This is a genomic window from uncultured Devosia sp., from assembly GCF_913055165.1.
GTDB lineage: Bacteria > Pseudomonadota > Alphaproteobacteria > Rhizobiales > Devosiaceae > Devosia.
On sequence record NZ_CAJXJS010000055.1, the window covers coordinates 1 to 23,703 of the forward strand.

Annotated in this window: 30 protein-coding genes; 20 read left to right on the plus strand and 10 right to left on the minus strand. The window is 63.2% G+C overall.

The window, feature by feature from the left end:
• The 8 genes from QZ564_RS15160 to QZ564_RS15195 form a co-directional block, all read left to right on the plus strand.
• A partial coding sequence (locus QZ564_RS15160; RefSeq protein ID WP_297111763.1) for a proton-conducting transporter membrane subunit occupies window positions 1-566 on the plus strand: 566 nt, incomplete at its 5' end.
• Window positions 563-1,042 (plus strand): Na+/H+ antiporter subunit E, encoded by a 480-nt coding sequence (locus QZ564_RS15165; RefSeq protein WP_297111766.1) that lies wholly within the window; start codon window positions 563-565, stop codon window positions 1,040-1,042. The genes QZ564_RS15160 and QZ564_RS15165, both read left to right, overlap by 4 nt.
• Window positions 1,039-1,347 carry a cation:proton antiporter gene (locus QZ564_RS15170; RefSeq protein ID WP_297111768.1) on the plus strand — a complete coding sequence of 103 codons (309 nt, stop codon included), beginning with the start codon at window positions 1,039-1,041 and terminating at the stop codon, window positions 1,345-1,347. Before QZ564_RS15165 ends, QZ564_RS15170 begins: the two co-directional genes overlap by 4 nt.
• Window positions 1,347-1,685, plus strand: a complete 339-nt coding sequence (gene mnhG / locus QZ564_RS15175) for a monovalent cation/H(+) antiporter subunit G (RefSeq protein ID WP_297111771.1) — start codon at window positions 1,347-1,349, stop codon at window positions 1,683-1,685. The genes QZ564_RS15170 and mnhG overlap by 1 nt, the downstream gene beginning before the upstream one ends.
• A gap of 141 nt (window positions 1,686-1,826) precedes the next feature.
• The gene (locus QZ564_RS15180) at window positions 1,827-2,249 is read left to right on the plus strand and encodes a MucR family transcriptional regulator (protein WP_297111773.1); all 423 of its coding nucleotides are present in this window, start codon (window positions 1,827-1,829) and stop codon (window positions 2,247-2,249) included.
• A 162-nt stretch (window positions 2,250-2,411) separates the two neighbouring features.
• Window positions 2,412-2,774: a helix-turn-helix domain-containing protein gene (locus QZ564_RS15185; RefSeq protein WP_297111776.1), complete on the plus strand. Its 363-nt coding sequence runs from the start codon at window positions 2,412-2,414 to the stop codon at window positions 2,772-2,774.
• Entirely contained in the window at window positions 2,767-3,252 is a 486-nt protein-coding gene (locus tag QZ564_RS15190; RefSeq protein ID WP_297111779.1) for a DUF6456 domain-containing protein, read from the plus strand. Before QZ564_RS15185 ends, QZ564_RS15190 begins: the two co-directional genes overlap by 8 nt.
• A gap of 73 nt (window positions 3,253-3,325) precedes the next feature.
• Window positions 3,326-4,354, plus strand: a complete 1,029-nt coding sequence (locus QZ564_RS15195) for an acyltransferase (protein ID WP_297111782.1) — start codon at window positions 3,326-3,328, stop codon at window positions 4,352-4,354.
• 6 nt (window positions 4,355-4,360) lie between these two features.
• Here the strand turns inward: QZ564_RS15195 and QZ564_RS15200 are convergent, their stop codons facing one another.
• Complete coding sequence (locus QZ564_RS15200) at window positions 4,361-4,789, minus strand: SufE family protein (RefSeq protein WP_297111785.1); 429 nt, start codon at window positions 4,787-4,789, stop codon at window positions 4,361-4,363.
• A 167-nt stretch (window positions 4,790-4,956) separates the two neighbouring features.
• Window positions 4,957-5,247, minus strand: coding sequence for a hypothetical protein (locus QZ564_RS15205; protein ID WP_297111788.1), 291 nt, complete (start codon window positions 5,245-5,247; stop codon window positions 4,957-4,959).
• A gap of 336 nt (window positions 5,248-5,583) precedes the next feature.
• Between QZ564_RS15205 and QZ564_RS15210 the strand changes: the two genes are divergently transcribed.
• Genes QZ564_RS15210 through QZ564_RS15220 form a run of 3 tightly spaced genes read left to right on the plus strand, consistent with a single transcriptional unit; the run spans window position 5,584 to window position 8,943 of the window.
• Complete coding sequence (locus QZ564_RS15210; RefSeq protein ID WP_297111791.1) at window positions 5,584-7,395, plus strand: PAS domain-containing sensor histidine kinase; 1,812 nt, start codon at window positions 5,584-5,586, stop codon at window positions 7,393-7,395.
• Window positions 7,392-8,594, plus strand: coding sequence for a peptidoglycan-binding domain-containing protein (locus QZ564_RS15215; protein WP_297111794.1), 1,203 nt, complete (start codon window positions 7,392-7,394; stop codon window positions 8,592-8,594). The genes QZ564_RS15210 and QZ564_RS15215 overlap by 4 nt, the downstream gene beginning before the upstream one ends.
• Window position 8,595: 1 nt before the next feature.
• A complete protein-coding gene (locus tag QZ564_RS15220) occupies window positions 8,596-8,943 on the plus strand; it encodes a DUF1491 family protein (RefSeq protein WP_297111797.1) in 348 nt (115 codons plus the stop codon).
• On the opposite strand, the gene QZ564_RS15225 is transcribed toward QZ564_RS15220, so the two are convergent.
• A complete protein-coding gene (locus tag QZ564_RS15225; RefSeq protein WP_297111800.1) occupies window positions 8,940-10,097 on the minus strand; it encodes a DUF2336 domain-containing protein in 1,158 nt (385 codons plus the stop codon). The genes QZ564_RS15220 and QZ564_RS15225 overlap by 4 nt on opposite strands.
• Before the next feature lie 164 nt (window positions 10,098-10,261).
• On the opposite strand from QZ564_RS15225, the gene QZ564_RS15230 reads away from it, so the two are divergent.
• From QZ564_RS15230 to chrA, 3 genes are read left to right on the plus strand one after another with little or no spacing between them, the layout of a single operon-like run.
• A complete protein-coding gene (locus tag QZ564_RS15230; protein WP_297111803.1) occupies window positions 10,262-10,444 on the plus strand; it encodes a hypothetical protein in 183 nt (60 codons plus the stop codon).
• On the plus strand, window positions 10,413-11,261 hold the full coding sequence (locus QZ564_RS15235; RefSeq protein WP_297111806.1) for a hypothetical protein: 849 nt from the start codon (window positions 10,413-10,415) through the stop codon (window positions 11,259-11,261). Before QZ564_RS15230 ends, QZ564_RS15235 begins: the two co-directional genes overlap by 32 nt.
• 18 nt (window positions 11,262-11,279) lie before the next feature.
• Window positions 11,280-12,476, plus strand: coding sequence for a chromate efflux transporter (gene chrA, locus QZ564_RS15240; protein ID WP_297111809.1), 1,197 nt, complete (start codon window positions 11,280-11,282; stop codon window positions 12,474-12,476).
• Between the two features lie 4 nt (window positions 12,477-12,480).
• Here the strand turns inward: chrA and QZ564_RS15245 are convergent, their stop codons facing one another.
• From QZ564_RS15245 to QZ564_RS15255, 3 genes are read right to left on the minus strand one after another with little or no spacing between them, the layout of a single operon-like run.
• On the minus strand, window positions 12,481-13,188 hold the full coding sequence (locus QZ564_RS15245) for a hypothetical protein (protein WP_297111812.1): 708 nt from the start codon (window positions 13,186-13,188) through the stop codon (window positions 12,481-12,483).
• A gap of 10 nt (window positions 13,189-13,198) precedes the next feature.
• A complete protein-coding gene (locus QZ564_RS15250; RefSeq protein ID WP_297111815.1) occupies window positions 13,199-13,924 on the minus strand; it encodes an ABC transporter permease in 726 nt (241 codons plus the stop codon).
• Window positions 13,921-14,817 (minus strand): ABC transporter ATP-binding protein, encoded by an 897-nt coding sequence (locus tag QZ564_RS15255; protein WP_297111818.1) that lies wholly within the window; start codon window positions 14,815-14,817, stop codon window positions 13,921-13,923. The genes QZ564_RS15250 and QZ564_RS15255 overlap by 4 nt, the downstream gene beginning before the upstream one ends.
• A gap of 72 nt (window positions 14,818-14,889) precedes the next feature.
• Between QZ564_RS15255 and QZ564_RS15260 the strand changes: the two genes are divergently transcribed.
• On the plus strand, window positions 14,890-15,582 hold the full coding sequence (locus QZ564_RS15260) for a TetR/AcrR family transcriptional regulator (RefSeq protein WP_297111821.1): 693 nt from the start codon (window positions 14,890-14,892) through the stop codon (window positions 15,580-15,582).
• Here QZ564_RS15260 and QZ564_RS15265 read toward each other — a convergent pair.
• From QZ564_RS15265 to QZ564_RS15275, 3 genes are read right to left on the minus strand one after another with little or no spacing between them, the layout of a single operon-like run.
• Entirely contained in the window at window positions 15,579-16,148 is a 570-nt protein-coding gene (locus QZ564_RS15265; protein WP_297111824.1) for an NUDIX domain-containing protein, read from the minus strand. The genes QZ564_RS15260 and QZ564_RS15265 overlap by 4 nt on opposite strands.
• Entirely contained in the window at window positions 16,145-16,690 is a 546-nt protein-coding gene (locus QZ564_RS15270; protein ID WP_297111827.1) for a DUF1254 domain-containing protein, read from the minus strand. Before QZ564_RS15270 ends, QZ564_RS15265 begins: the two co-directional genes overlap by 4 nt.
• Window positions 16,687-17,262 carry a DUF1214 domain-containing protein gene (locus QZ564_RS15275; RefSeq protein ID WP_297111830.1) on the minus strand — a complete coding sequence of 192 codons (576 nt, stop codon included), beginning with the start codon at window positions 17,260-17,262 and terminating at the stop codon, window positions 16,687-16,689. Before QZ564_RS15275 ends, QZ564_RS15270 begins: the two co-directional genes overlap by 4 nt.
• Before the next feature lie 125 nt (window positions 17,263-17,387).
• On the opposite strand from QZ564_RS15275, the gene QZ564_RS15280 reads away from it, so the two are divergent.
• Window positions 17,388-17,852: a hypothetical protein gene (locus QZ564_RS15280; RefSeq protein WP_297111833.1), complete on the plus strand. Its 465-nt coding sequence runs from the start codon at window positions 17,388-17,390 to the stop codon at window positions 17,850-17,852.
• Here QZ564_RS15280 and QZ564_RS15285 read toward each other — a convergent pair whose 3' ends face one another.
• Window positions 17,853-20,012, minus strand: a complete 2,160-nt coding sequence (locus QZ564_RS15285) for a PBP1A family penicillin-binding protein (RefSeq protein WP_297111837.1) — start codon at window positions 20,010-20,012, stop codon at window positions 17,853-17,855.
• A 135-nt stretch (window positions 20,013-20,147) separates the two neighbouring features.
• On the opposite strand from QZ564_RS15285, the gene QZ564_RS15290 reads away from it, so the two are divergent.
• From QZ564_RS15290 to QZ564_RS15305, 4 genes are all read left to right on the plus strand, one after another.
• The gene (locus QZ564_RS15290) at window positions 20,148-20,603 is read left to right on the plus strand and encodes a YcgN family cysteine cluster protein (RefSeq protein ID WP_297111849.1); all 456 of its coding nucleotides are present in this window, start codon (window positions 20,148-20,150) and stop codon (window positions 20,601-20,603) included.
• 75 nt (window positions 20,604-20,678) lie between these two features.
• A complete protein-coding gene (locus tag QZ564_RS15295) occupies window positions 20,679-21,317 on the plus strand; it encodes a diguanylate cyclase (protein ID WP_297111840.1) in 639 nt (212 codons plus the stop codon).
• 124 nt (window positions 21,318-21,441) lie between these two features.
• On the plus strand, window positions 21,442-22,701 hold the full coding sequence (locus QZ564_RS15300) for an Hsp70 family protein (RefSeq protein ID WP_297111843.1): 1,260 nt from the start codon (window positions 21,442-21,444) through the stop codon (window positions 22,699-22,701).
• A 79-nt stretch (window positions 22,702-22,780) separates the two neighbouring features.
• A partial coding sequence (locus QZ564_RS15305) for a DUF2254 domain-containing protein (RefSeq protein WP_297111846.1) occupies window positions 22,781-23,703 on the plus strand: 923 nt, incomplete at its 3' end.

Consider the following 23,703-nt stretch of genomic DNA (forward strand, 5'->3'; position numbering starts at 1 on the left):
TCTATATCTTCCACGCCATATTGACCATGACCGCGCTCTATATGGTGGCGGGCCTGGTGGAAAAGACCACGGGGCAGACCGATAGCAGGCGCATGGGTGGGCTTTATGCGGCCAATGCGCCGGTTTCCATCCTGTTTCTGGTGTTGGTGCTGGCGTCGGCCGGTGTGCCGCCTTTCCTGGGCTTTTGGCCCAAGCTGCTGCTTCTCGAGGCGGGGCTGGCGCAGGGCGTGACCAATGCGACACCCGGATGGGTCGGGGCGGCCATGGTGATCGCGCTCATGGTCAATGCGGTGCTGACGCTGATCGCGGGGACGCGGCTTTGGGCCCATGTGTTCTGGCGGTCGGGGCCTGAAGGCAGCGGCTCCGAACATGGCAAGGTGGACCTGATCCCATTCGATGGCCGGGGCCGGCTGGCACTGGGTGTCACATCGGTGCTGGTGGCTGGCATCGTGGTGGCCGGCCTGTGGCCGGGACCGCTATTGGATGGCGCCAGCACTGGCGCGGCCGATATCGCCGACCCCTCCCGCTACATCCAGGCGACGGGCCTGGCAGGAGAGGCGCCATGAACACAGTCTTTCTGATCGTCACCCTGGCCCTGGTCTGGGCCGGCATATCGGGGAGCTTCTCCGGGCTGAACCTGCTGCTCGGTGCCATTGTCGGTGGTGTCGCCGTACTGGTGCTGCGGGAGACTTTTGCCGGGCCCAAGGCGCTGCGCCGCATCCGCCGGGTCGTCTCGCTGGCACTGTTGTTCTTCTATGAACTGATTGTCAGCGCCGTGCGGGTGGCGCTCGTTGTCATCCGTCCCGACATCTCCAACGCCGTGCGGCCGGCCATTATCGCCGTGCCACTGACCGTCAAATCGGATGCGGAAATCACCCTTCTCGCCAACATGATCACACTGACGCCGGGAACCCTCAGCGTCGATGTGGCCGCGGACAAGTCGGTACTCTATGTGCACGCGCTGCATATGGCAGACAAGGAAGCCATGATCGCCGATATCGCCAACGGTTTCGAAAAGAAGATCCGGGAGGTGTTCGAATGACGGCTGCTGCGTTCATCGATTGGGCGACGCTGATCTCGCTCATTCTCCTTGGAGCCGCCCTGCTCGTCTCGCTGGTGCGGATCGTGATCGGCCCCTCCCTCTCTGACCGGGTCCTTGCCCTGGACCTGCTGGCAGTGGTGGCGATGGGCTTTATCGGCGCCATCGCCGTCCGCACCGGGTTGTGGCTCTATCTCGATATCGCGATCGCGCTGGCCCTGCTGGGCTTCCTGGCGACCGTGGCGCTGGCGCGCTACATCCTCTTGCGCGGTCCCCGGACTGAACCGGCAGACGGGGAGGCCCGCTGATGCTCGAAGGTCTGGAACTCTATCTCGGCGGCATCTTGCTGTTAATTGGGGCCGCATTCACCTTGCTGGCTGCGGTGGGCGTCGTTCGGCTACCCGATCTCTATACGCGCATGCACGCCGCCTCCAAAGCCGGTGCAGTCGGCGGCGGATTGATTCTGCTTGCCGTCGCCGTGTTGAGCCAGGACGCGGCCGTCTCGATACGCGCAATTATTGGTGTTCTGTTCGTTCTGCTGACAACACCTGTTTCGGCCCATCTACTAGCAAAGGCCAGTTATTTGACTGGGTATAGACCTTGCAAAGAAACTGTTATCGATGACATAGCCAAAATCGAAGAATAATATTCATTGCCTTATTTCATTTCCATATTACATGTTAAGCATGTTTTTCAGGGCTTGCACTGAGCAGTAAACGATCCTATTGGATTGGCAAGGTTGGTAACTGCCCTTGTTGCTGCCCAATAAAATACGGAAGGTTGAGAGATGAACGACGATACCGGCGCGTTCGCAACAGCTGAGTCCGACCTGATCGAACTCAGCACGGAGATTGTCTCCGCTTATGTTAGTCACAATGCTGTCAGTCCGGGCGATCTGCCTAAGCTGATTGCAGAAGTTCATGGCGCGCTGCGCGCACTGCAGGCCAATGAGAACCCGGCACCGGTCGAGGAACTCAAGCCGGCCGTGCCGATCCGCAAGTCCGTGGCCAATGACTTCATCATCTGCCTGGAAGACGGCAAGAAGTTCAAGTCGCTCAAGCGCCACCTGCGGACGCACTATAACCTGTCGCCCGAAGAGTATCGCGAGAAGTGGGGGCTGCCCGCCGACTACCCGATGGTGGCGCCCAGCTACTCGGCGACCCGGTCCAAGCTGGCCAAGGACAATGGCCTGGGCCGCAAGGCCGACTAACGAGCCCGACAGAGGCACAAATGATCGCGTTGGCCGCCCCTCGGGGCGGCCAATTGCATTTCTTACACGCCCCGACATGAATTGTGACGTCGACTTATCCCCGGGTGGGTAGCTTTCGGCGAGAGTATAGGAATATAGTCCTCTACTCTCTCGGAGCGTCCCATGATCGACCCCGTACACTGTGAACCGACTTCGCGTGCGCCTTCGCGCCTGAGCAAGGCAGGAATTGTCGAGCAGGTTGTCGAACTTGTAGCGGGACATGCAAATGTCGACGCCTCTTCCATATTGCAGGCCAGACGCAGCCGCCTGGCGACGGCCAGGGCGCGGCAGTTGGCAATGTATTTGGCGCATGTGGCGCTGGGAGAGAGCCTGACGGCCGTCGGACGCGCCTTCGGACAAGATAGGACAACAGTCTCATACGCCTGCGGCCTGATCGAGGACATGCGCGACGATCACGCATTCGACGCCGAGGTCAGCGATCTGGAGGGCCGCCTGCAGGCCTTGATGGGAGAAAGCTATGCCTGAGCTCCCCGACGCTGTCACAAGACTTGGCGGGGCGGGTGCGACCGGCGGATTTCTCGAACCGCATCATCTGGTGGCAGCTCGCGTGATTACGCGGATTTTCGAGCGCGCCAGCCTCCGCCAGCGCGTGACGATGTCCTATGATCCAACGCGGATCGGCGGAAAGAGTGCGGGAAGCGCCCACAGCGAGCTTGCCTTGAGTGCCGAGGACGCGCGGCAACGCCTGGCGCGGCTGGCCCGGCAACTGTCACCCGATTGCTGGGGCGTGCTGTGCGATGTTTGCATCTACGACAAGGGGCTTCAGCAGATCGAAACTGACCGCGGTTGGCCCAGGCGCAGCGCCAAGCTGGTGCTGCGCATCGGGCTTGAGCAACTGGCCCAGGCGCTGGGGCTGAACCGACAGGCCGAGGGCGGGGCTGGGGCCACCTTGCAGTCATGGCTGCCCGAGCGCCCTGCGATGTTCGTCGACGCCGAGAATTAACGATGTCTACGTTCGTAATGTTTGGGTGCAGATCGGGCATGATATGGAACGTCACCGATGTGGGTGCGGTCCCATGAACAACAAAATTCTATCTATTCAGTCCCTGCGTGCCCTGGCAGCCATCCTTGTGTTGGCATCGCACGCGTTGCTTTATCCGCTGGCGGAACAGACCCTGGCCTATGGACGCCTGGGTTGGCTGGGCGTGATTGTCTTCTTCGTCGTATCCGGCTTCATTATGGTGGCGGTGACCGGGCAGGGCAGCTTCGAGCCTGCGGCTTTCCTGCGCCGCCGCGTCTTGCGCGTGGTGCCCATGTATTGGGCCTTTACGTTGATTGCGGCCCTCCTGACATTGATCCTGCCCGACCTGTTCAAGTCCACGGTTTTTGATGGCGAGCAATTGGTACTCTCGCTGGCCTTCATCCCCTTCTACAATCCAGCCAGTCACGGACTACACCCGCTCTACAAGCTGGGGTGGACCCTGAACTACGAGATGTTCTTCTATGTGAGCTTTGCTCTATTGGCGGTGCTTCGCGCGCGCCAACGGGTCGCGATCCTGACTGTGGCTTATCTTGGCCTGTCCATGGTTGGACTGATCCTGCATCCGGAGGGGCCGATACCGGCCTTCTACACCAGCTACATGCCGCTTGCTTTCGTGGCCGGGGCCTGGCTGGGCCTCGCCCATGTCGAGGGCCGGCTGGCCGGGATGACCAAATCGGTCTCCATACCTCTGGCCGCGATTGCCTTGGCAGGGCTTGCCGAGGGCTTCTGGATTGACCGGGGGATTGTGGAGGACGAGACGGCGTTTCTCGGCTTCCTGGCTTGCGCCACAGCGGCCACCGCGCTGTTTGTCGGGGTCGAGGCACGGCTGCCGCGACTGCCCATGCTGGAGCGCCTTGGCGATGCGTCCTATTCGATCTACCTGGTGCACATCTTTGCAGTGGGCGCCTTCGCCGGCGTGATGCTCAAGCTTCTGGGGCACGACAATCCCGTGGTTGCCGGAGGAGCCGTTGCGATGGCCATTGCTGGCGGGCTGGTGGCAGGCTGGGCCTGCTATGCCATGGTCGAAAAGCCATTGATGAGGCGGCTGCGACGCTTTGCCTGACCGGACTTAGGCCAGGACGGCCCGGGCCTCACCGCGCATGCGATTGACCATGGCCACCAGCCCGTTGGAGCGCTGCGTGGTCAGGTGTTCTCGGAGGCCGAGTTCATCGAACAGGGCGATCGCATCGGTTTCCGCGATCTCGCGCGCGGGCCGGTCCGAATAGAGCGCCAGCAGCACCGCAACCAGGCCCTGAACGATCAATGCATCGCTCTCGCCGCGGAAGCGCAGACCTGCCGCGCCATCAATCTGATCCTGTTCGGCCACCAGCCAGACCTGCGACACGCATCCATTGACCTTGTTGGACGGGTTACGCTCCTCCGGAGCGAGCTTCGGCAGAGCCTGTCCAAGTTCGATGAGGTAGCGATAACGATCCTCCCAGTCGTCGAGAAAGGAGAGGTTTTCGGCGATGTCCTGAAAGGGCTGTGGCTGTGTCATGCGCCCTATCTAGGCGAAGGCCGGGACCTTTGCCAGAGCCAAGCAGGCAAGAAAAGGCCGCAGATGCGGGGCAGCGCATCTGCGGCGAGGACCAGGGGTGTATGGAGTTGCGTCGCTTGGGGAAGTGACACGACCCCTGGGTAATCCGTGGCGCCGGGGCAGGCGCCCTATCCCGCGCGGTCCGGCCGAGGTCGAGGCAACGGAACCGGGTTTGCGACCGGCGCGACATGCATGGGAGCGTCGGTGAGCGGGTTCGTCCGCAGTGCCGCGGAGGCGAGGGCCTTGCCTCCCAGGCACTGAATTTCTGTACATTCGATCGCGTCGATCTGAGCGGCAACGAACTGGCTGCCGCGCGCCATGGCCTGGTTGGCCAAGACTGCGCCGTCGGCCCCGTCAATGCTGGGGCGAATGACAAGGAAAGCCAAGGTTAGCCAGAATGCCGATCGCAGCAGGAACATTGTTTCAAATCCAATCCACCGATCGCTACTCGACCGATGGGGACACGCTAGGGAGGCCGGATTAAGCGGGGCTGCGCCAAATCGCTAAAATTTGAGGCAAATGCAAACCGTGCCACCCAGGGGCAAGACCTTGTTTACGCTATCTGGCAAAACCACGTCGCCAGACGGCCGAAACCGGACCTCCGACCCCGCGATTTAAACCTGTCTTAGCGGTTGCTGGCCGAGGCTGCGGGCAACAAGACCCGACTTAACGCGGGCAAACGCGGCTCGGGGAAGAGTTGCAAGACGGTCCATCGGACCGGACGAAACAGGCGTCGGTTAGTGAGTTTTTTGTTGATGCGTAGCTTCACTGCATTCGGAGTCGGCAAGCGCGGTGTCCCCGCTTCGGCCAGCCTCGGGAAGTGGCCCGAGATGCTCCGGCGCGCAACGATCGCCGATACGGCCAAGCTGCTGGCAGGAGCTGCCCTGCTGGGCATGGTCCCGGCCATCTACGCATTGGTGATCGGCACGCCGATGCCGTTCCTGCTGGCCTGCATCGTGATGGCGGGCGGCCTGGTGAGCCTGACACTCCACCAACGCGGCCTGTTTGAAGCCGCCGCCGCAACGCAGGTGACGACGCTGATGGCCACCGGCATGGTGCTGACCATTGCCGACCCGCGCCTGGGCGATGCCGGCCTGGCGGTGGCATTGATGGGGCCTGTTCTTGCGGCCCTCATCGCACACAGCCCGCTGCGGCGGCTGAGCTGGCTCGCACTGGCGCCGGTCGGTCTGATCGGGCTTGTTGCAGCGCTGTTGGGCCTGCCGGCGAACCCTGTGGCCGACAATGTGCTGGGCTATAGCTCCGTTGCCGGCTTTGCGGTGGCCTTCGTGGTGGTGGCCTTCAGCGCGCATCGCATCAATACCGCGTTCGAAGTGCACGACAAGGCGCAGGTCAACGCCTATCGGCACCTGATCGAGCATGTGCAGGACACTGTCCTGCGGCTATCGACCGATGGCAGCATTCTGCTGGCCTCGCGCTCATCGGAAGCCTTGTTCGGATGTCCGCGCTATCAAAGTGCCGGGACCAAGCTGAGCGAGCGCCTGCACATCATGGACCGGCCGGCCTTCCTGACCGCCCTGGCGGACGCCGCCCAGGACGGCAGGAGCCGCATGATCGAAGTGCGCCTGCGCCAGGATGACCCGCATGCGCGCAGCAATGTGCCGCGCTTCATCTGGGTGGAGATGCAGCTCTCGCCCATTGCCGACGACAAGCCGGCAGAGGGACGTCACGATGTCATCGCGCTGGTGCGCGACATCACCGCCCGCAAGGACGCCGAGGCGGCCATGGCGGAGGCTCGCAGGGCGGCCGAGGATGCCTCGCAGGCCAAGTCGCGCTTCCTGGCAACGATCGGGCATGAGTTGCGCACGCCGCTCAATGCGGTGGTTGGCTTCTCGGAGATGATGACCAGTGGCATCGGGGGCGAGCTCTCGCCAACCCACAAGGAATATGCCGGCCTCATTCAGCAGAGCGGCAAGCACCTGCTCGAAGTGGTGGGCATGCTGCTCGACATGTCGCGCATCGAAGCGGGCAAGTTCGAGATCGAAGCCGAGCCGGTCAATCCCGGTGACATCATCCCGGCGTGCTTCTCGATGGTGGAGACCCTGGCCAATGAGCGCAGCGTCAGGCTGGTTTCCGAAATCGAGCCGGATCTGCCAGTCATGCATGCGGACGAACGGGTCTGCCGGCAGATTGTCATCAACCTGCTTTCCAACGCCATCAAGTTCAGCCATGAGGGCGGCCTTGTCACCACGACCGTCAAGCGGCAGGGCCAGTCGATCAATTTCTCGGTCCGCGACCGGGGAATTGGCATGGCGCCGGCGGCCATGGCCCGAATCGGCGAGCCCTTCTTCCAGGTACAGGACGGGCTCAGCCGCAAATATGAAGGGACCGGACTGGGGCTCTCGATCGTCAAGGGCCTGGTAGAGCTGCATGGCGGCACTTTGCGGGCCATGTCGGAAATCGGGGCAGGGACAACCATCACTGTTTTGCTGCCCATAAACGGTCCGGCAACCAAACCGGGCGAAACTGCCGACATCCTGCAACTGCATCGTGAGCCTCCGGCTGCGGCCCCCATTTCATGGCCAAACGAAAAAAGAAAAGCACAATGACGGCTTCGACCCTCGCTCAGCTGCCGCTGATTGCCGGCGGCGCCCTGCTCGGCACAGTAGGCCGGGCGGGGCTTTGGACCTTTTCGCGCTACATGAAGGCCCCATTGGCCTCCACGGGCCTGTTGGCCATGGTGACCATGACGGCCCTGGCGGGCAGCAACGCATTGTTCTTCCAGACAACCGACCATCCCTCGCCGTTTTTCGCGCCCGCGCGCGGTGAAGTGGCGCCGCTGCCCACGCCCGTTGTCGAACGGCCCGCGGTGACGCAGACGAGCGCGGCGCCTGCGCTGCCACAACTGCCGGCAACCAGCCCGGAGACGACCGGGAGCGTTCCAGCCGTGGTCGAGCAGGTGGTGCCGGATGCGCCTGTCGGCAATGCCCAGATGTTTGCAGTGCAGAAGAAGCTGCTCGAGCTGCAGCTGTTTACCGGCAAGGTCGACGGCTATTACGGACCCAAGACGGCCGAAGCCATTCGCGCCTTTGAGCAGCGCAACGGCATGACGCCGACCGGAGCCAACGACCCGGTGGTGATCGAGGCCATCCTGAATTCCGATTCGGCCGGCCGGGTGACCATGTCCGCGGCACCCGAACCGCAGGCTGTCCGGGCCCCGATCGCGGCCCCCGTGCAGGCAGCGCCGGTTCAGCAGGTTGCGGTGGCGGCACCGGCGGCGGCCACGCCAGCGCCGGTAGCGCCTGTGGTGCAGCAGGATCAGGTGGTGGCGCGCCTGCAGACGCTGTCGCCCGCCGAACAGGTTTTTGACGATGTGGCGCAGTCGGCCGCGAGCACGATCGATTCGATCATTGCCGCCGTTGATGGTTCGCGCGGGTCAGCGACCGGCAACAGCAACCCGCCGATCCCGCAGGCTTCGCTTCCGGCCTTGCAAGCGGTGGTCCAGCCCATGCCGGCACCGGTGCAGCCAGTTGCGACAGTAGAGGCGCAGCAGCCCGTGCAACTGGCCAGCGCCGCCCCGGTCGCGGCCCCGGCCAGCGTTCCACCGGCCACCGATGCCGCTCTTGTGGCCCAGATTCAGACAGGACTGGCCAGCCTGGGCTTTTTCCGCGGGCCCATCGATGGCAAGCCAGGACCCGAAACGGCGCGGGCCATCCGCGAATTCGAGAATTTCCACCGCTACAAGATGACCGGGCAGGTACAGCCGGATCTGGTCGAGCTCCTGCTCAAGGCAGGCGCGACGATCTGACGTGGCTGACTTGCGGAGCGATCTGTGGTGCATGGCCTTTGTGCGGCGCCACAACGACATGGGCAATATGTGCGTGGTGGCCCGGCGCGGTGATCCGATCGCCGGGCAGATCTTCATTGAGGTCGACCATCTCGATGGCACGCGCTCGCTTTTTACCCCGGCGCCGATCATCAGCCGCGGCGCAGCCAACGGACAGGTGTTTCAGCGGCGGTTCAGCCGGGTTGAGCCGGCCAAGGTGCGCGACCGGATCGAGCAGGAAGTCTCCTTCGACCCGGATTTGTGGGTGCTGAGCATCGACCTGCGCGGCGATGACCTCGGCATAGACGTGATACGCGGGCCGGACGCCTAGCTGGCGCGGCGGACGCCGATCTTCGCGAGCGCCTCGATGGCTTGCTCGACCACCGGATTGTGGGCCGGCGCCATCGCGGGCGTGCGGGTGCTGGCCTGGGTGAAGGGCTGGTGCTGCGGCTTGGAAAGCTCGAGCAGGTTCACCTCGCCTCGCCATGCACTCATCAGATAGGCCATGGATTCGGACGACACCGCGCCGAACAGCGTGGCGAAATCGGCCAGCGCGCGCGACCGCTCGCTGTCATGGCTGGTGGCGTGGATCAGCACTTTGAGCCCGTCATAGGCTGTCGCGCCAAAGGCCCTGAGGATGACGAAAAGCGAGGCGCCGGTGACGTCATGCGCAATCTGGCCGCAGCGGACTTCGTCCAGGCCGGTAATCTGCGACAGCAGGCGCGTCACTTCTGGCCGGCGATTCTCGGAAAACAGCTTCATCAACGCCTTGGTCAACTCGCCGCTCGCCACCGACAATTGTTCAATGGTGCGCGAGATCGGGGCAGTGGGCGTGGTGCGGTTGGCAAAGGCCTGGATGACCTTGACCCGGTGGGTGTCGGAAAGGTCGAAGAAGGCCGGCGCCAGCAGCGCAGCGTCGAAATCGTCGCGACGGCCCAAGGCTTCGGCCACAAGGTGATCCATCTGTGCCGAACGGGCCAGGGCGCTGAGATAGGCGCCGCGCGGAGCAATGTGGGTGTTGCTCGCAAGAGCGCGGTAAACCTTGCGCGAATTCATCTGGAAGAGCTTGGCCAGAACGACATTGGAAAGATCGGCCCGCGCCGCCAGCGTCGCGCAGGCGGGCACGTCATAGCGGGCGATGATGTCCAGCATGGTCTGGTCGGAAAGCTCGACCGCGCCTTCCAGGAAGGGAATGAGGTCTTCGCCGATATTCTCGACCACCAGCCGTTCGAGGGCGGGGGAGAGCAGCTCGGCGCGGCCCAGGATGGCTGCACCCTTGGCGCGCGCCTGCGGACCGGCCGTGGGAAACAGCCGCGCCGCCAGTGCTTCGAATTGTTCCATTTCGGGAACCGTCGGCTTGCCGCGGCGCGCATAGGCGTCGCAGGCTGCGATGAGGAGGGTGTTGGTGCGGTCGACACCACCCGTCTCGATCAGAAGCTGAAAGGTCTCGTAAGGCTGAAATCCAAGCATTTCCGGCGGAACCATCGACTCATGTTTGCATCGAATTTGATGCAGGTCAGACTCTTGCCGCCAATTCGTTAGCAGACTGTTAACCTTGACGATCTCTTAATGGGAAACAGCGCGAGGGGCGTCGCGCCGGGACGAGACTACTCAACTCGCTGCCCCCACTAGGGACGGGGGAGCGGCGCATGATGGAGGTCAGCTTGGGAAAGCTGCTAAAGTTCGAGGGGCGGAAGAAGTCCGCCAGCGCTGGGAGTCAGATTTCCGGCGACGCCCAGATCCTGATTTTTACCGGGGTGCGTTATGAACGCGGGACGCCGCCGCCACCGACTACTCGCAATGACAATCGGCGCAAGCGAAAGCGCATCTGAAGCTGCCGGCTATTGGCTCCGCGCTGCTCTGCTGGCGGCCCTTGTTGCCGGCACCGCAGGGTGCGTGGCGCGACCCGTGGGAGACTTCGGTCGTGCCCAGCCCAGCGTCTTGCACGATACCGTCATGCCCTATGCCGGCAAGCTGATCGCGACCAATCGCAAGGAGCCGGTTTCCAATCTCAACCAGACCGACCAGGAACGCGAAATGCATGATCGCACCTGGCGTTTCCTGATCGCCGCGCATAGCCGCGACTGGCTCTTTGACGGGTCGGTCGAGTTGCAGCGGACGCGCATCGGGCCGGCCCGGGATTTCCACTACACCACCGAACGGTATTACGCCTGGCTCAGGACCACGACCTACCAGTCGTCAACGACGCGCTATAACACCGTGGGGCGCCACATCCTGGCCGACCTCGATACTGTTCCTGACACCTTCCTCTCGATCTGCGCAGTGCTGGAAGTGGACAGGCAGCGGCGCATTGCCGTTGCCGAACTGGGCACGATCGAACCGGAAGTTGCCGACAATGTCGCGGCGCGGCGGACCGAGAACCAATGGCATATCGACTGGTTCGTCCGGGCACTGAACTACCGCTATCAAAGCTATGCCTATGCGCTCGACCATCTGCTGGCCGAGACACCACATGAGCAGTCCATGAGCGTGGACGAACAGCTTCGTCGCATGCGGCCCTGGGTTGACCGGGCCAATCGGGGCGATTTCTGTTCATCCAATTCGGGTAGCGGCAGCGGGCATGGTGTCACCATACCGTCGCGGTTCCAGACGATGGTGTATGACAAAGAGGTCATCCCGCAGAAATAGGCGGGAATTGGGGGCCAGGTGAACGAGACGCGTAGTGACCCGCAGGGAACCCCCGGCGAGGTTTTTCTGGCTTTTCTCAAGCTCGGTCTGACCAGCTTTGGTGGGCCGATAGCCCATCTGGGCTATTTCCGCGAAGAATTGGTGACACGCCGGCGCTGGATCGATGAGGCCGGGTATGCGGACCTGGTGGCGCTCTGCCAGTTCCTGCCCGGCCCGGCGTCGAGCCAGGTCGGCTTCGCGCTCGGGCTCATGCGCGCCGGGCCCCTCGGGGCCCTGGCGGCCTGGACGGCGTTCACGCTGCCTTCGGCCATTTTGCTGGTGCTCTTTGCATTTGGTGCAGCCGCGCTCAATGGGCCTGTCGCGCAAGGTGCCCTGCATGGCCTCAAGCTGGTGGCTGTCGCCATTGTCGCTCAAGCCGTGCTGGGAATGGCAAAAAGCCTGACACCTGACCGTGAGCGTGCGCTGATTGCTGTTCTGGCGGTGCTGTTGGTGGTCATTGCAGGCGGTGCAATCGGGCAGGTTGGCGCCATCCTGCTTGGAGGGGTTCTGGGCCTCTGGCTTTGCCGGAACGGCGATGCGACCTCCTCGCCCCACCTCTTCCCCGGATCGCCCCGGCTGGGTGCCGTATTGCTCATGCTGTTCGCCGTGCTGTTGATCGGCCTGCCCGTCCTGGCGGGGCTGGGGCAGGGCATTGCGCTGTTCGACGCCTTCTATCGGGCTGGAGCACTGGTCTTTGGCGGCGGGCATGTGGTGCTGCCCTTGCTCGAGGCGGAAGTGGTCGCGCGCGGCTGGGTGTCCGCAGACGCGTTTCTGGCCGGCTATGGTGCGACCCAAGCGGTTCCGGGTCCTTTGTTCACCTTCGCCGCCTATCTCGGGGCGGTCAGCAGTCCCGAACCCAATGGCATTGTGGGCAGCGGCATAGCGTTGATTGCCGTTTTCCTGCCCGGCATGCTTCTGCTGGTGGGAACCTTGCCGTTCTGGAACGCGCTCAGGCGCTGGCCACAGGCCCAGGCGGCCATGCGCGGCGCCAATGCTGCCGTAGTGGGCATTCTGGGCGCCGCGCTCTACAATCCGGTGTTCAGCAGCGCCGTCCTGCAACCGCTCGATTTTGCGATCGCCCTGGCTGGTTTTGTTGCGCTGGTGGCCTGGAAGGCGCCGCCATGGATCGTGGTGCTGGCATTGGGGCTGGCGGGCGCGATGACCGCGGCGCTTTGATCGCCTATTGCGCCTGTCGGCGCAGATAAAGCCAGGCGGCGTGCGCCACGAGCAGCCCGAAGAAGATGAGTCCGCCGGCGGACCAGGCGTAGCCCTGGGCGTCTTCTCCGGCGATAAAGGCCTGGATGCCGTTAAGGGCCCAGCTTGCGGGCGTCAGCCACAGAACGGGACGATACCAGGCATCCTGCGGGATGAAGAGCCCAACAGTGGCGATTGCGACATAGAGATTGAGAATCTTGAAAAGGCCCAGCGCCTGCACCTTGTCACGCGACAGCGCAGGGACCAGCAAGGTTACCCAGGACACGGACATGGACAGGGTGAGCACCGGTGGCAGCCATTGATGAAACGGCAGCTCGATGGCGCGGGCGGCATTGATGAAGGCGAAGGCATAGGCCAGCACAAAGGCCGTTGGCAGGGAAACTCGCGCCCAGAACACGCCGATCGCCGAGGCCGGGCTGACCAGCAGCACCTGGTTCACCCCACTATCCATTTCATCCACGATCAGCATTGCGAAGAGATAGCCCATGCCCGGCATATAGGCGATCAACAGCAGAAGCTGGGTGTTGTGCCACCATTCCGGATAGAGCCCCATATGGCGCAGGACCGAAGCCAACGCGGCCACGACGATCATCATCACCACAACATTGACCATGATGCTGTCGCGGGTGATGGAGACGAGGTCATGACGGATGACGGCAAGGACGCGGTTCATGGCGTGGCTCCTAATCCGCGACGCGGCTGAGTTCGGAGGTGTAGACGCGGACAGTCCACCGATAGAAGACGACGTTCATCAGCGTCATATAGGCAAAGGCATAGACGATGTCGGCCGTGCTGACCGCTGTCGGCTCGGCGGCCCAGAGCATGGCCCGCAGCATGGCGTGGCCGGGATTGATGGCGAAGAGCAGCCATTGCCAGAAACCGGTGACGACCCCGAAATGGGATAGCAGCGGCAAGAACAGCACAAAGGTGATGGGAATGGCGCGGGCGATGAAGTGGTTCATTGAATTGGCGCCGGCCACGATCAGAAAGCCGCCCAGGACGCCGATCGCCCCGGTAAAGACCAGCACCAGCGTGAAGCGCAGCACCATGTCGGCCGGCGGCACCCAGAAGGCTGCGGCCACCAGGAACAGGCTGCCCACAATGGCGAGGAGGGTGAGGGTGATGATCTTGGCCAGGACATAGTCGCGAACCGGCGCCGGAGAGACGGCCAGCGCTGAAAGCGTGTTCTGGCTACGCTCCATCAGGACGATGGACCCCACAAAGCTCGCCCCGACGATGGCGGGATCGAAGAACAGGACTAGCGTGAAGATGGTCGGCGGCGCCTCGGACGGCAGCAGCTTGAGGAAGATGGCGAAGGCCAGCGTGGTCAGGACGGTGAACAGGTAGATGTTCTCGCGCGCCTGCAACTGGACATCCCACAGGACCAGTTTCCTGAGGGTGGCGCTCATTGCGCTGCCACCGGTTCGGCCTGGTCGAGGCGATGGCCGGTGACATTGGTGAAGACCTTGTCCAGGCTCGCTTCCTGAGAATGGATACGCTCCACCGTGCCGGAGCGGAGCAGGGCCAGGAAGCTGGGGTCATCGCCCAGGCCGTCCAGGGGAAACTCGACCATCTGCGCGTCCGCCGTGCCCACGGCCACCATGCGGCGGCCATGCGCCGACTTGAGCGCTTGCGGCGTGTCCAAGGCCGCAAAGCGGCCATCGACCATGAAAGAGATGCGATCGCAGAGCTGGTCGACGTCGTTCATGTTGTGCGTGGTGAGCACCACCGTCTTGCCGGCGCGGGCCAGGTCTGCGATCAGCGATTTGACGATGCCGGCATTGACCGGGTCGAGGCCTGCCGTGGGTTCGTCGAGAAAGATCAGCTCCGGGTCGTGCTGGATGGCGCGGACGAAATTGAGGCGCATGCGCATGCCCTTGGAGAAGGTCTCGACCTTCTTGTCCGCATAGTCCTCGAGCCCGACCATGGCCATCATGTCCCTCGGGTCTCTGCTGGGACGCGCATAGAGCGAGGCGAAGAAGCTCAGATTCTCGCGGGCGGTGAATTTGAGATAATGGTTGGGCAACTCGAACCCGACACCAATGCGCTCGAAATAGTCCGAGCCCCAAGTTTCGAGCGGCTTTCCCATGATCGAGACCTGGCCGCCGAAATGACGTTGCTGGCGCGTGAGGACCTTCTGCGTCGTGCTCTTGCCGGCGCCGGAAGGGCCCAAGAGGCCGAAGATTTCTCCCCGTGCGACAGTGAAGCTAACGCCATCGACGGCGGGGCGCGACTGGCCCTTGTAGGTATAAGTGAGTTCGGCGACCGATATGATGTCGCCGTCTTTCGCGATCGCGGCCATTGCGGGCTCCTTGACTTGATCGTCGGGACGCAGCATAAACAGACCGACGGTCGGTTTGCAAGGAGAATTCAGTTGGCCCGGGCTTATCTCAGCGCGGATGAAAGGCGGGAGCAAATCCTGGATTGCGCCCAGAACCTGTTCTTCAGCAAGGGCTTCGAGGCCACCACCGTGCAGGACCTGATGGCGGCGGCCGGGGTGTCCAAGGGCGGTTTTTATCATCATTTTGGCGCCAAGGAGGATGTGCTGGAGGCCCTAAGCCAGCGGTTGGCCCGGACCTCGGTGGCCCTGATCGAAAGTGTCCGGGACACGCCGGGGCTCTGCGGTTTCGAGCGGCTGGAAAAGACCATGCGCGCCCTCGGCCAGTTCAAGAAGGAAAATGCCAAAGGCCTGGTTGCGGCGTTCTCGGCGGTCCTCCTTCCCGAGAATGCGGTGCTCTATGATCGCATCAACCGCGCCAATATGAGCGCCATCCTGCCGCTCTTTGCGGAGATTATCGAGGAGGGCCGGCAGGACGGCAGCTTCAACGTGCCCGATGCCCGCCTGGCGGCCCAGGCCTTGCTGTCGCTAGGGGGTATGAGCCGTGAGGCAGTGGGGGCGGCCGTAAAGGCCCGGGGGCGTGCCGATCGAGCTGCCGCCAATGCCGAACTGGAGCGGGCGCTGGCCTGGCAGGGCGTGGTGGTTGACCGCATCCTGGGGCTGCCGGATGGCAGCATCACGCTGGTCGAGGCGGGTTTTGTGGATGCGATCCTGCCGGTGGACGACTAGCCCGACGGTGTCACCGAGGCGAGGCGCGTGGCGGCCTTGGGTGCGAAGACTGCCAGCATGGCGGCGTCCTGCCACTGGGCGGCGTGGACCTCTTCAAGCTGCGCGATCAGAGGCCGGGCCGGATCGGCGACGAACAGATATTGCAGATCGTGATGGATATGCGGCGGCTCGTTGCGGGAGGCCTTGCCCGGCACATCGTGGCTGTCGATGACAAAGGGCAGGTCGCTGCCCCGGTGCCAGGGGTGAAGCCGCAGGCCGGTGACGCCGGTCTCCTCCTCGGCTTCGCGTTGCGCTGAACCGGAGAAGGTCTCGTCCCACTCATAATGTCCACCCGGCTGCAGCCAGCGGCCGATGGTGATGTGATCGATCAGCAGGGTCTGGCGATGATCGGATGAGAGGATGATGGCGCTGGTGGTCACATGGCCGGGAAAGGTCGTGCGCAGATCGAGACGATGGCCTTGCCCGATCTGCCAGCGCAGGAGGGAAAGGTGTTCGTGCGAGCTGGCGACCTCCGAGAGGTAGCGCTCGACCAGTTCCGACAGGGTCGAGAGGAAGGGCGTGGTCACGTCCGCGGCCCGCAGGTCACTTCGGCCAGTTCGGCCTCGAAGCGGGCGCGCATGGCCTCATGCGGTGGTGACAGCCGGACCAGCACGAACAGGTCATTGGTCCCCGATTCCACGATCAGCAACCCTTCGGCGATGTCGATCTGCTGCTGGGCGAGGAGGCGTGTCTGCGCCGGATTGAAAATGCCGATGTCGACCGTCTGGCCAATGCCGTCGCGATTGGTGGTCGAGTAGATGACAATGCCGTTGCGATCGTAAACAGCCACCGACCAGAAGGCGTCGGGCAGCACGCCGTTGAGATAGGCCGGGCCTTCGGATAGGTCCACCTGGCAGAGGCCATAGCTCAGTTCAGGATCGAGATGCAGCGGATTGGGAATGCCCGGCGTGACCGGCTCCAAAATCAGCATGCGGTTCGCGGCTTCGTAGGCGCTGATGCGGGTCCAGGTGGTTTCCTCGGCCAGAAGCGGCAGCGTCAGGATCACGATGATGTGGATGATCCCACCCAGCAACGCGCCGCCGATGAACCAGAGCAGGGTGCGGATCACCGGCAATCCTCCATTGTGATGGAGGGCATGGTCATATCGGCGGAGGCGAAGCTGGAGAGAGCGGTGGTGTCATAAAGGGTCAGAACGAGCTGGAAATCGCCGCCGCCGGCCAGTTCCAGCCAATTACCCGGCCGCAGCCCGGTTCCGACATGGATGACCATGGCCCCATCAGACTGACGCACGATCTCGCTCGATCGCAAGGCGGCGTCGGTGCCGGGGGCTGCCATGTTCACCCAGTCCATGTCCACGGCCGACAGTGTCCAGAAGGTCGAGACCGGAACGCGCCCGGCAATCCTGTAGCTGCAGGCCAGGTTTAGCGGCGCTTCGTCGCTATCGGTAGTGGCCACGAATTGCAGGCCCTCGCTGCGGCCCAGCTGCAGGGCGGCTTCGCGGGTGATGTGGCCACGGGCATAGGGGTTGGGCGCCGGGGAGCCAATCTCGGGCCAAGTGGTCCATGGGCCCAGGGACACGGCCCCGAACAGGCGCCCGTCGGTCAGCGCGTAATAGCTCAGCCCGAAGCCGACGGCCAGGGCAACAGCGATGCACATGAGGAGACGCAGGACAAAACGCAAGGGTCAGCTTCTCTGCAGTCTGGGCATGTTTGGCTGGGCCGGATGCGTTTCGGATCTGCTAGGCTTGTAGCAATGCAAGGCGTTGGGCGGAAGGCATTTATGCAGCGGGCCGGGAGGGAAGCGTGATGAAGGGGATGTTTGGTGCGACCCTGGGCGTCGTCATGGCAATTGTTGCCGCGACCGGCGTCGCCACGGGAAAGGACAAGGTTTCGGCGGTCGACCTCTCGGCCTGGGTGGGGGATTGGTCGGCCAGCGTCGAGCAGGACATATACATTGCGCTTAATGAAACCGGCGGCCTTCACCTCGAAGGTTTTGCCACCTGGGGCGCTCAGGACCCTGATCGTGCCGAACGTGGCGCGGTCAATTTCGGGGAGTTTTCGACACATGTCCCGGCCGACTGGGTCCGGGCCGACGGCTGGCTGGAATTTGCCGTAAGGCCGGATGGCCCCCTCCCGGCGCAAGCGGCACAAGACTATGACTGTGTGATTGCCCTGCAATTGCGTGGCGACGAGTTGGTTGCGGAGGACAACATGATGTGTGGCGGGCACAATGTGACGTTTACCGGTACCTATCAGCGCATGCCGGACTGATCAGAGTTCGCTGCTGCCGGTGACCGGCGCTTGGGCAGTGTTGCGCACGGGTGCCATTGTTGCCCCGGCGGCTTCCAACCGGTTGACCAGGTCCAGGAGCTTGCGGGCTGCCGCCGGCTTGAGGCCGGGCGGCCGCTCGATGACCTCTTCGACCGCCTCAAGGTCGGCATCGGCAATGATGGCCTGCGGCGGTTCAAAGTCGACGCCATAGACCGGCATCACCTCGATATTGGTATGGGCAAAGGCCATGAACTTCTGCCAGGCAATCGTCGGCAGGGTGCCGCCGGTCAGGTTATTGGTCGGCCGGTAGTCGTCATTGCCGAACCATACCGCCGCAACGAAATTGCCGGTGAAGCCACAGAACCAGGCGTCCCGGTAGGATGTGGTGGTGCCCGTCTTGCCCAGGGTGGGCACGCCCTCGATGGCGGCGCGGCGCCCCGTGCCGCCGGTCACCACGGTGCGCATCATCTGGTTCATATAGGCCACGGTCTGTTCAGTGAGAACGCGCTCGCGTGCGGCATCCGGGTCGCGTTCCCAAACCAGCTGATCATTGAACGTGGTCATGCGAGTCAGCCCATAGGCTTGCGTCTTGTAGCCATGATTGGCGAAGACGGCATAGGAACTGGTCATGTCCAGAACCGAAACAGAGGCGACGCCAAGGGCAAGCGAACGGGTGACCGGATATTCCTGCCGCAGCCCCATGCGATAGCTCAATTGCGCAATGGCATCGCGCCCGGTCTTGATCGAGAGCGTTACCGGCACCGTGTTGATGGACGCAGCGAAGGCGCTGAGCAGCGTGGTCTGCCCGCGATAGGACCGGCCATAGTTTTGTGGGCACCAGTCACCAATGCAGACCGGGCGGTCGGAGATCGTGTCGCTCGGCGTAAGGCCAAGCTGTTCGAAGGCTTCAGCGTAAACGAAGGGCTTGTAGGACGAGCCAGGCTGGCGAGTCGAAACGATCGCCCGGTTGAACTGGCTCTTTGCGTAGTCAGTGCCGCCAACCATGGCCCGGATGGCGCCTTGGGTGTCGGTGACGACCATGGCGCCCTGTTCCACCCGGTATTGCTCGCCCTGTTCGCGAATGACCGAGGTGATGGCCTCCTCGGCATAGGCCTGCAGCGTGGTGTCTATGGTGGTGCGAACAATGAAATTGTTGCCCGGCGCATTGTTGGTTTCGATGATTGTCTTGGCTTCCTCGAAGGCCCAGTCGAGGAAGTAGTTGGGAGAATTGATGTCATTGCTACGATCGATGGCCGCGGCGGGGTGGCGCCGGGCTGCAGTCACCTGGCCTTCGGTGAGAAACCCGGCGGCGACCAGATTGGTCAGTACCAGATTGGCGCGTCCGCGGGCCGCCGCCAGGTCGACATGTGGCGCGTAATTGCCCGGTGCCTTGAACATGCCGGCCAGCATCGCTGCCTCGGCCAAATTGATGTCCTGCACGCGCTTGCCGAAATAGAATTCGGCAGCCGCCGTGACCCCATAATTGCCGCCGCCCATATAGGCGCGGTCGAAATAGAGCTTGAGAATCTGGTCCTTGGAGTAGTTCCACTCCAGCCAGACCGAGAGAAAGGCCTCCACGATCTTGCGCTCCAGTGTCCTCTCGGAGGACAGGAACAGGTTCTTGGCCAATTGCTGGGTGATGGAGGAGCCGCCCTGCGTGCCGCGCTCGCCCTGGGCGTTGCTCATCAGCGCGCGCAGCGTGCCCACGACATCGATACCGAAATGCTCGTAGAAGCGCCGGTCCTCGGTGGCGAGGGTCGCCTTGACCAGATAGTCGGGCATCTGGTCGAGGGCGACACTGTCGTCCGACCGAATGCCGCGGCGTCCGATTTCATTGCCGAAGCGATCGAGGAACACCACCGAATAGTCTTCGGCCTTGTTGAAGGCGCCCCGGTCGATGATGTCGAAGGCCGGCAGCGCCAGTGCCGTCATGAGCACGCAGCCAATGGCGCCAAAACTGAAGGCGTCGGACAGAATTTCGACGAAAAACCGCTTTATGCCGGAGACGTGGAAGCGGGACATAAAGTCCTGATAGCGCGTATAGCCGCGACCCAGCGCCTGCCAGAATTCGTATAGAGAAGAATCAAGCCAGGCGTCGGCCGCCAGCATGCCTGCTTTGGGCTTGCGCTTCTTCTGCTTGGTATAAAACGGATCCTGCACGGTAAACCTTCGCGCCCCCTGCGGGGTAGGATTGTCCGCAAAATGCCGGAAATGGCAACGCAATCGCTGGAATATGATTGCATTGGCCTATCCGCAAGCGCAAACCGGCAACAGCATGAACGGCAAACGGTAGACATGGCCTTCTGGGAAGAAAAAACGCTCGAGCAGATGTCGGCAGCGGAATGGGAGGCGCTGTGCGACGGCTGCGGCCGCTGCTGCCTGATCAAACTTGAGGACGAAGACACCGGCACGCTGATCACTTCCGATGTCCGCTGCAAACTGCTGGACGGGGATAGTTGCACCTGCACGAATTATCCCCGCCGCAAGGAGATCGTGCCAGACTGCATCAAGCTGACACCCGAAAATGTCCGGGAGATTCCCTGGATCCCGACCACCTGCGCCTATCGGCGCCTGGCCGAGGGCAAGGGGCTGGCCTGGTGGCACCCACTGGTCTCCGGAGATCCGCAAACGGTGGTGGATGTCGGCGTTTCGGTGAAGGGGCGGACCTTTCTCGAGACAGAGGTCGATCCGGAGGCGTGGGAGGAGCATGCCGTTGACTGGCCGGAGTGGGAGCCGCCGGAAAGCCTTTAGCGCGAGATGCTTACCGGCTGTTAACCATAAGTGTGTCCTGATCGGGCGAACCGGTAACGGCCCAGGACAGGCTAGATGAACAGAGTGACCATGAGCGGCAATGACGGGCTTTGGGCACGTATTCGCGCAGCGCTGACGCGCGGAGCCCAGATTGCGGAACCGCCCTATGGCCAGGCTGCCTTCGCCAGCAATCCCAACAAAAAGTCGCGCCTGGCGCAGCGTATCGACGAGGAACTGCGTCGCGGCTGGGCCTATTGTGCTGAACGCAAACTGTCGCTCTGCGTGCTCGCCCTGGAAATCGACGGCTATGCCGAGTACTTCGCCGCCTATGGCCGCGAAGCGGTGGAAGAGGCAATCGAATCGATCGAAACCAGTATCGGCGCGCAATTGACCCGCCAGGCTGATGTGTGCCTGCGCAGCGGCCAGACCGGGTTCATGCTGGTTCTGCCCGACATGCCGGCACTTATGGCCCGGGACCTCGCCAGCCGTATTGCCGCCGCGCTGCGCCGCGAAGGTATTCCCAATCGCGAAAGCCACGCCGGGCAGGTGACGTTGAGCACCGGGATCGCCGTCGTCAATCCGCAAGGCAAGATGGATCGGGCTGTGCTCAACGCGGCAACCCAGGCGGTCAAGAAGGCCCAGCGCCGCGGATTGGCGCGGCTTGAGGTTGTCGATCTGCGCAGCCGCGAGGACAAGAGGCGCCGCGCGGCCTGATCGGCCATTTCGGAGCCACCTGGCCCGCTTGGTCGGCCTGGTGGTTGCGTTGTTCCAGCACTTTCCCTAAAACGCCCGTCCCCGCGCGCCTGACGCGCCTTCATCCAAATCCGGACGGCTTGTCATGACCCATTCCTGCGGCCTCGACTTCGGCACGTCCAATTCCACGCTGGGGCGCGTTGCGGCCGATGGCGCTCCCCATCTTCTGCCGTTGGAGGGGGAGCAGCTCACCATGCCCAGCGTGCTGTTCTTTGGCGCCGAAGACCGGACCATCCATTTTGGGCGAACGGCGCTGAGCGAGTATGTCTCGGGTGCGGATGGGCGCCTGCTTCGCTCGATCAAGAGTGTCCTGGGCACGAAATTGTTCGATGACGGCGTACGGCTGGGTGCCCGTGTCTATCGATTCGATGACATATTGGGGATTTTCGTCGCCGAGCTGAAGGCGCGCGGCGAAGCGGCCACTGGCCTGGAACTGGACGCAGTCGTGGTCGGACGGCCGGTGCAGTTCGTCGATGACGACCCGGTCGCCGACGCCGAAGCGCAGCGCCAGCTCGAACAGGCAGTGCGCCGCCAAGGCTTTGCCCATGTTGAATTCCAGTTCGAACCCATTGCGGCAGCGCTCGACTATGAGCGGCAGGTGACCCGAGAACGCATTGCCCTGATCGTCGACCTGGGTGGTGGGACCTCGGACTTTTCGCTGGTGCGCGTTTCACCGGAACGGGCTGGTCGTGCGGACCGCAGCGACGACATTCTGGCCACGGCGGGCGTGCATATCGGCGGCACCGATTTTGACCGCCTCCTCGCCATGAGCCGGGTGATGCCCGAATTGGGTCTGGGGTCGCGGACCCAAGACGGCAAGCGGCACCTGCCGGTGGCGCCCTATGTGGACCTCTCCACCTGGCACCGGATCAACCGGCTTTATGATGCCAAGGCGCAGCGCGACCTGCGCTCGACCATTCGCGAGGCGCGGGAGGCCGAAAAGGTCGAGACCTTTGTGATGCTGGTGGAGGGCCGGCTGGGGTACCGCCTGATCGGTGCGGTAGAAGACGCCAAGATCGCGCTGTCAGACCGGGATGCGGTCGATTTGGCCTTCCCGGTGCGCGATCGCCGGATCGAGACGCTCATGACCGGGCCGCAGCTCGCTGAGGCTTTGGCCGCCTCCATCGGGCGGCTGGAAGAGACCATTGCCCAGACCCTGCGCCACGCAGGCCTATTTGCCAACGGGATCGACAGCCTGATCCTGACAGGCGGTTCGACCCTGGTGCCAGCGGTGGCCGAACGATTGCAGGCGATGTTCCCGGAGGCGGAAGTGGTGCGCACCGACGTGCTGGGCAGCGTGGGCCTGGGCCTGGCGCTCGAGGCCAAACGGATATTCGGGGCCTAGCGCGGCAGGGGCTCAGGAACGAACCGGGCGCAACCAATTCGGGCCACGAGGATTTGCTTTTCTGGCAAGGGAGACATCATTGAGCCAGCTCGCGTTCAAGTTCCGGCAGATCCTCCAGCGCATGTGGTTTCTGCCGCTGGCCTTTTCGCTGGTCGCCGTGCTGACGCTGCTGATTGCCTTCGGCATGGCCCGGCTCATTCCGGACGGGTTGCCCTTCACACTGTCGTCCGAAGCCGTGGAATCCATCCTGACGGTACTGGCCTCGAGCCTGCTGACGGTGGCCGTGTTTGCGCTCTCAACCATTGTCAGCGCTCTTTCCAGTGCCTCGTCCCAGACGACGCCGCGGGCGGTGCCGCTGATCGTGGGGGATCGGAGCGCACAGACCTCGATCTCGGTGTTCATCGGCGCCTTCCTGTTTTCGATTGTTGGCATTATCGGCCTTTCTGCCGGCATCTACAGCGAGGCCGGACGGCTATTGCTGTTTGTCGTCACGCTGGGCGTGGTGGTGCTGGTGGTGGCCGCGCTGATCCGCTGGATCGGCCAGATTTCGGCAATTGGCCGGGTGGGGGAGACGGTCAACAAGGCGGGGGATGCGGCGACCAAGTCATTCGAGGCTGTACCGGGCAAGGGGTTGCTGGGGTGCCGGGAACTGTCCGGCGAGCCTTCGGGCGACCCGATCTTTGCCCGTAAGATCGGCTATGTGCAGCATATCGATATCAGCCGGCTACAGGATTGCGCCGAGGAGAACGACCTTCTGGTCACCATCACCGCGCGGCCCGGCGCTTATGCGGCACCGGACCGCCCATTGGTCCGGATCGTCGGGCAGGCTGACGAGGAAGTGACTGAGAAACTGGCGGGTGCCTTCACGATTGGGGCCGCGCGCACCTTCGACAGCGACCCGCGGTTTGGGCTGATCGTGCTCGCCGAAATTGCCGGAAAGGCACTGTCTCCGGGGATCAACGACCCCGGCACCGCGATTGCCGTCATCGGCAGGCTGGTGCG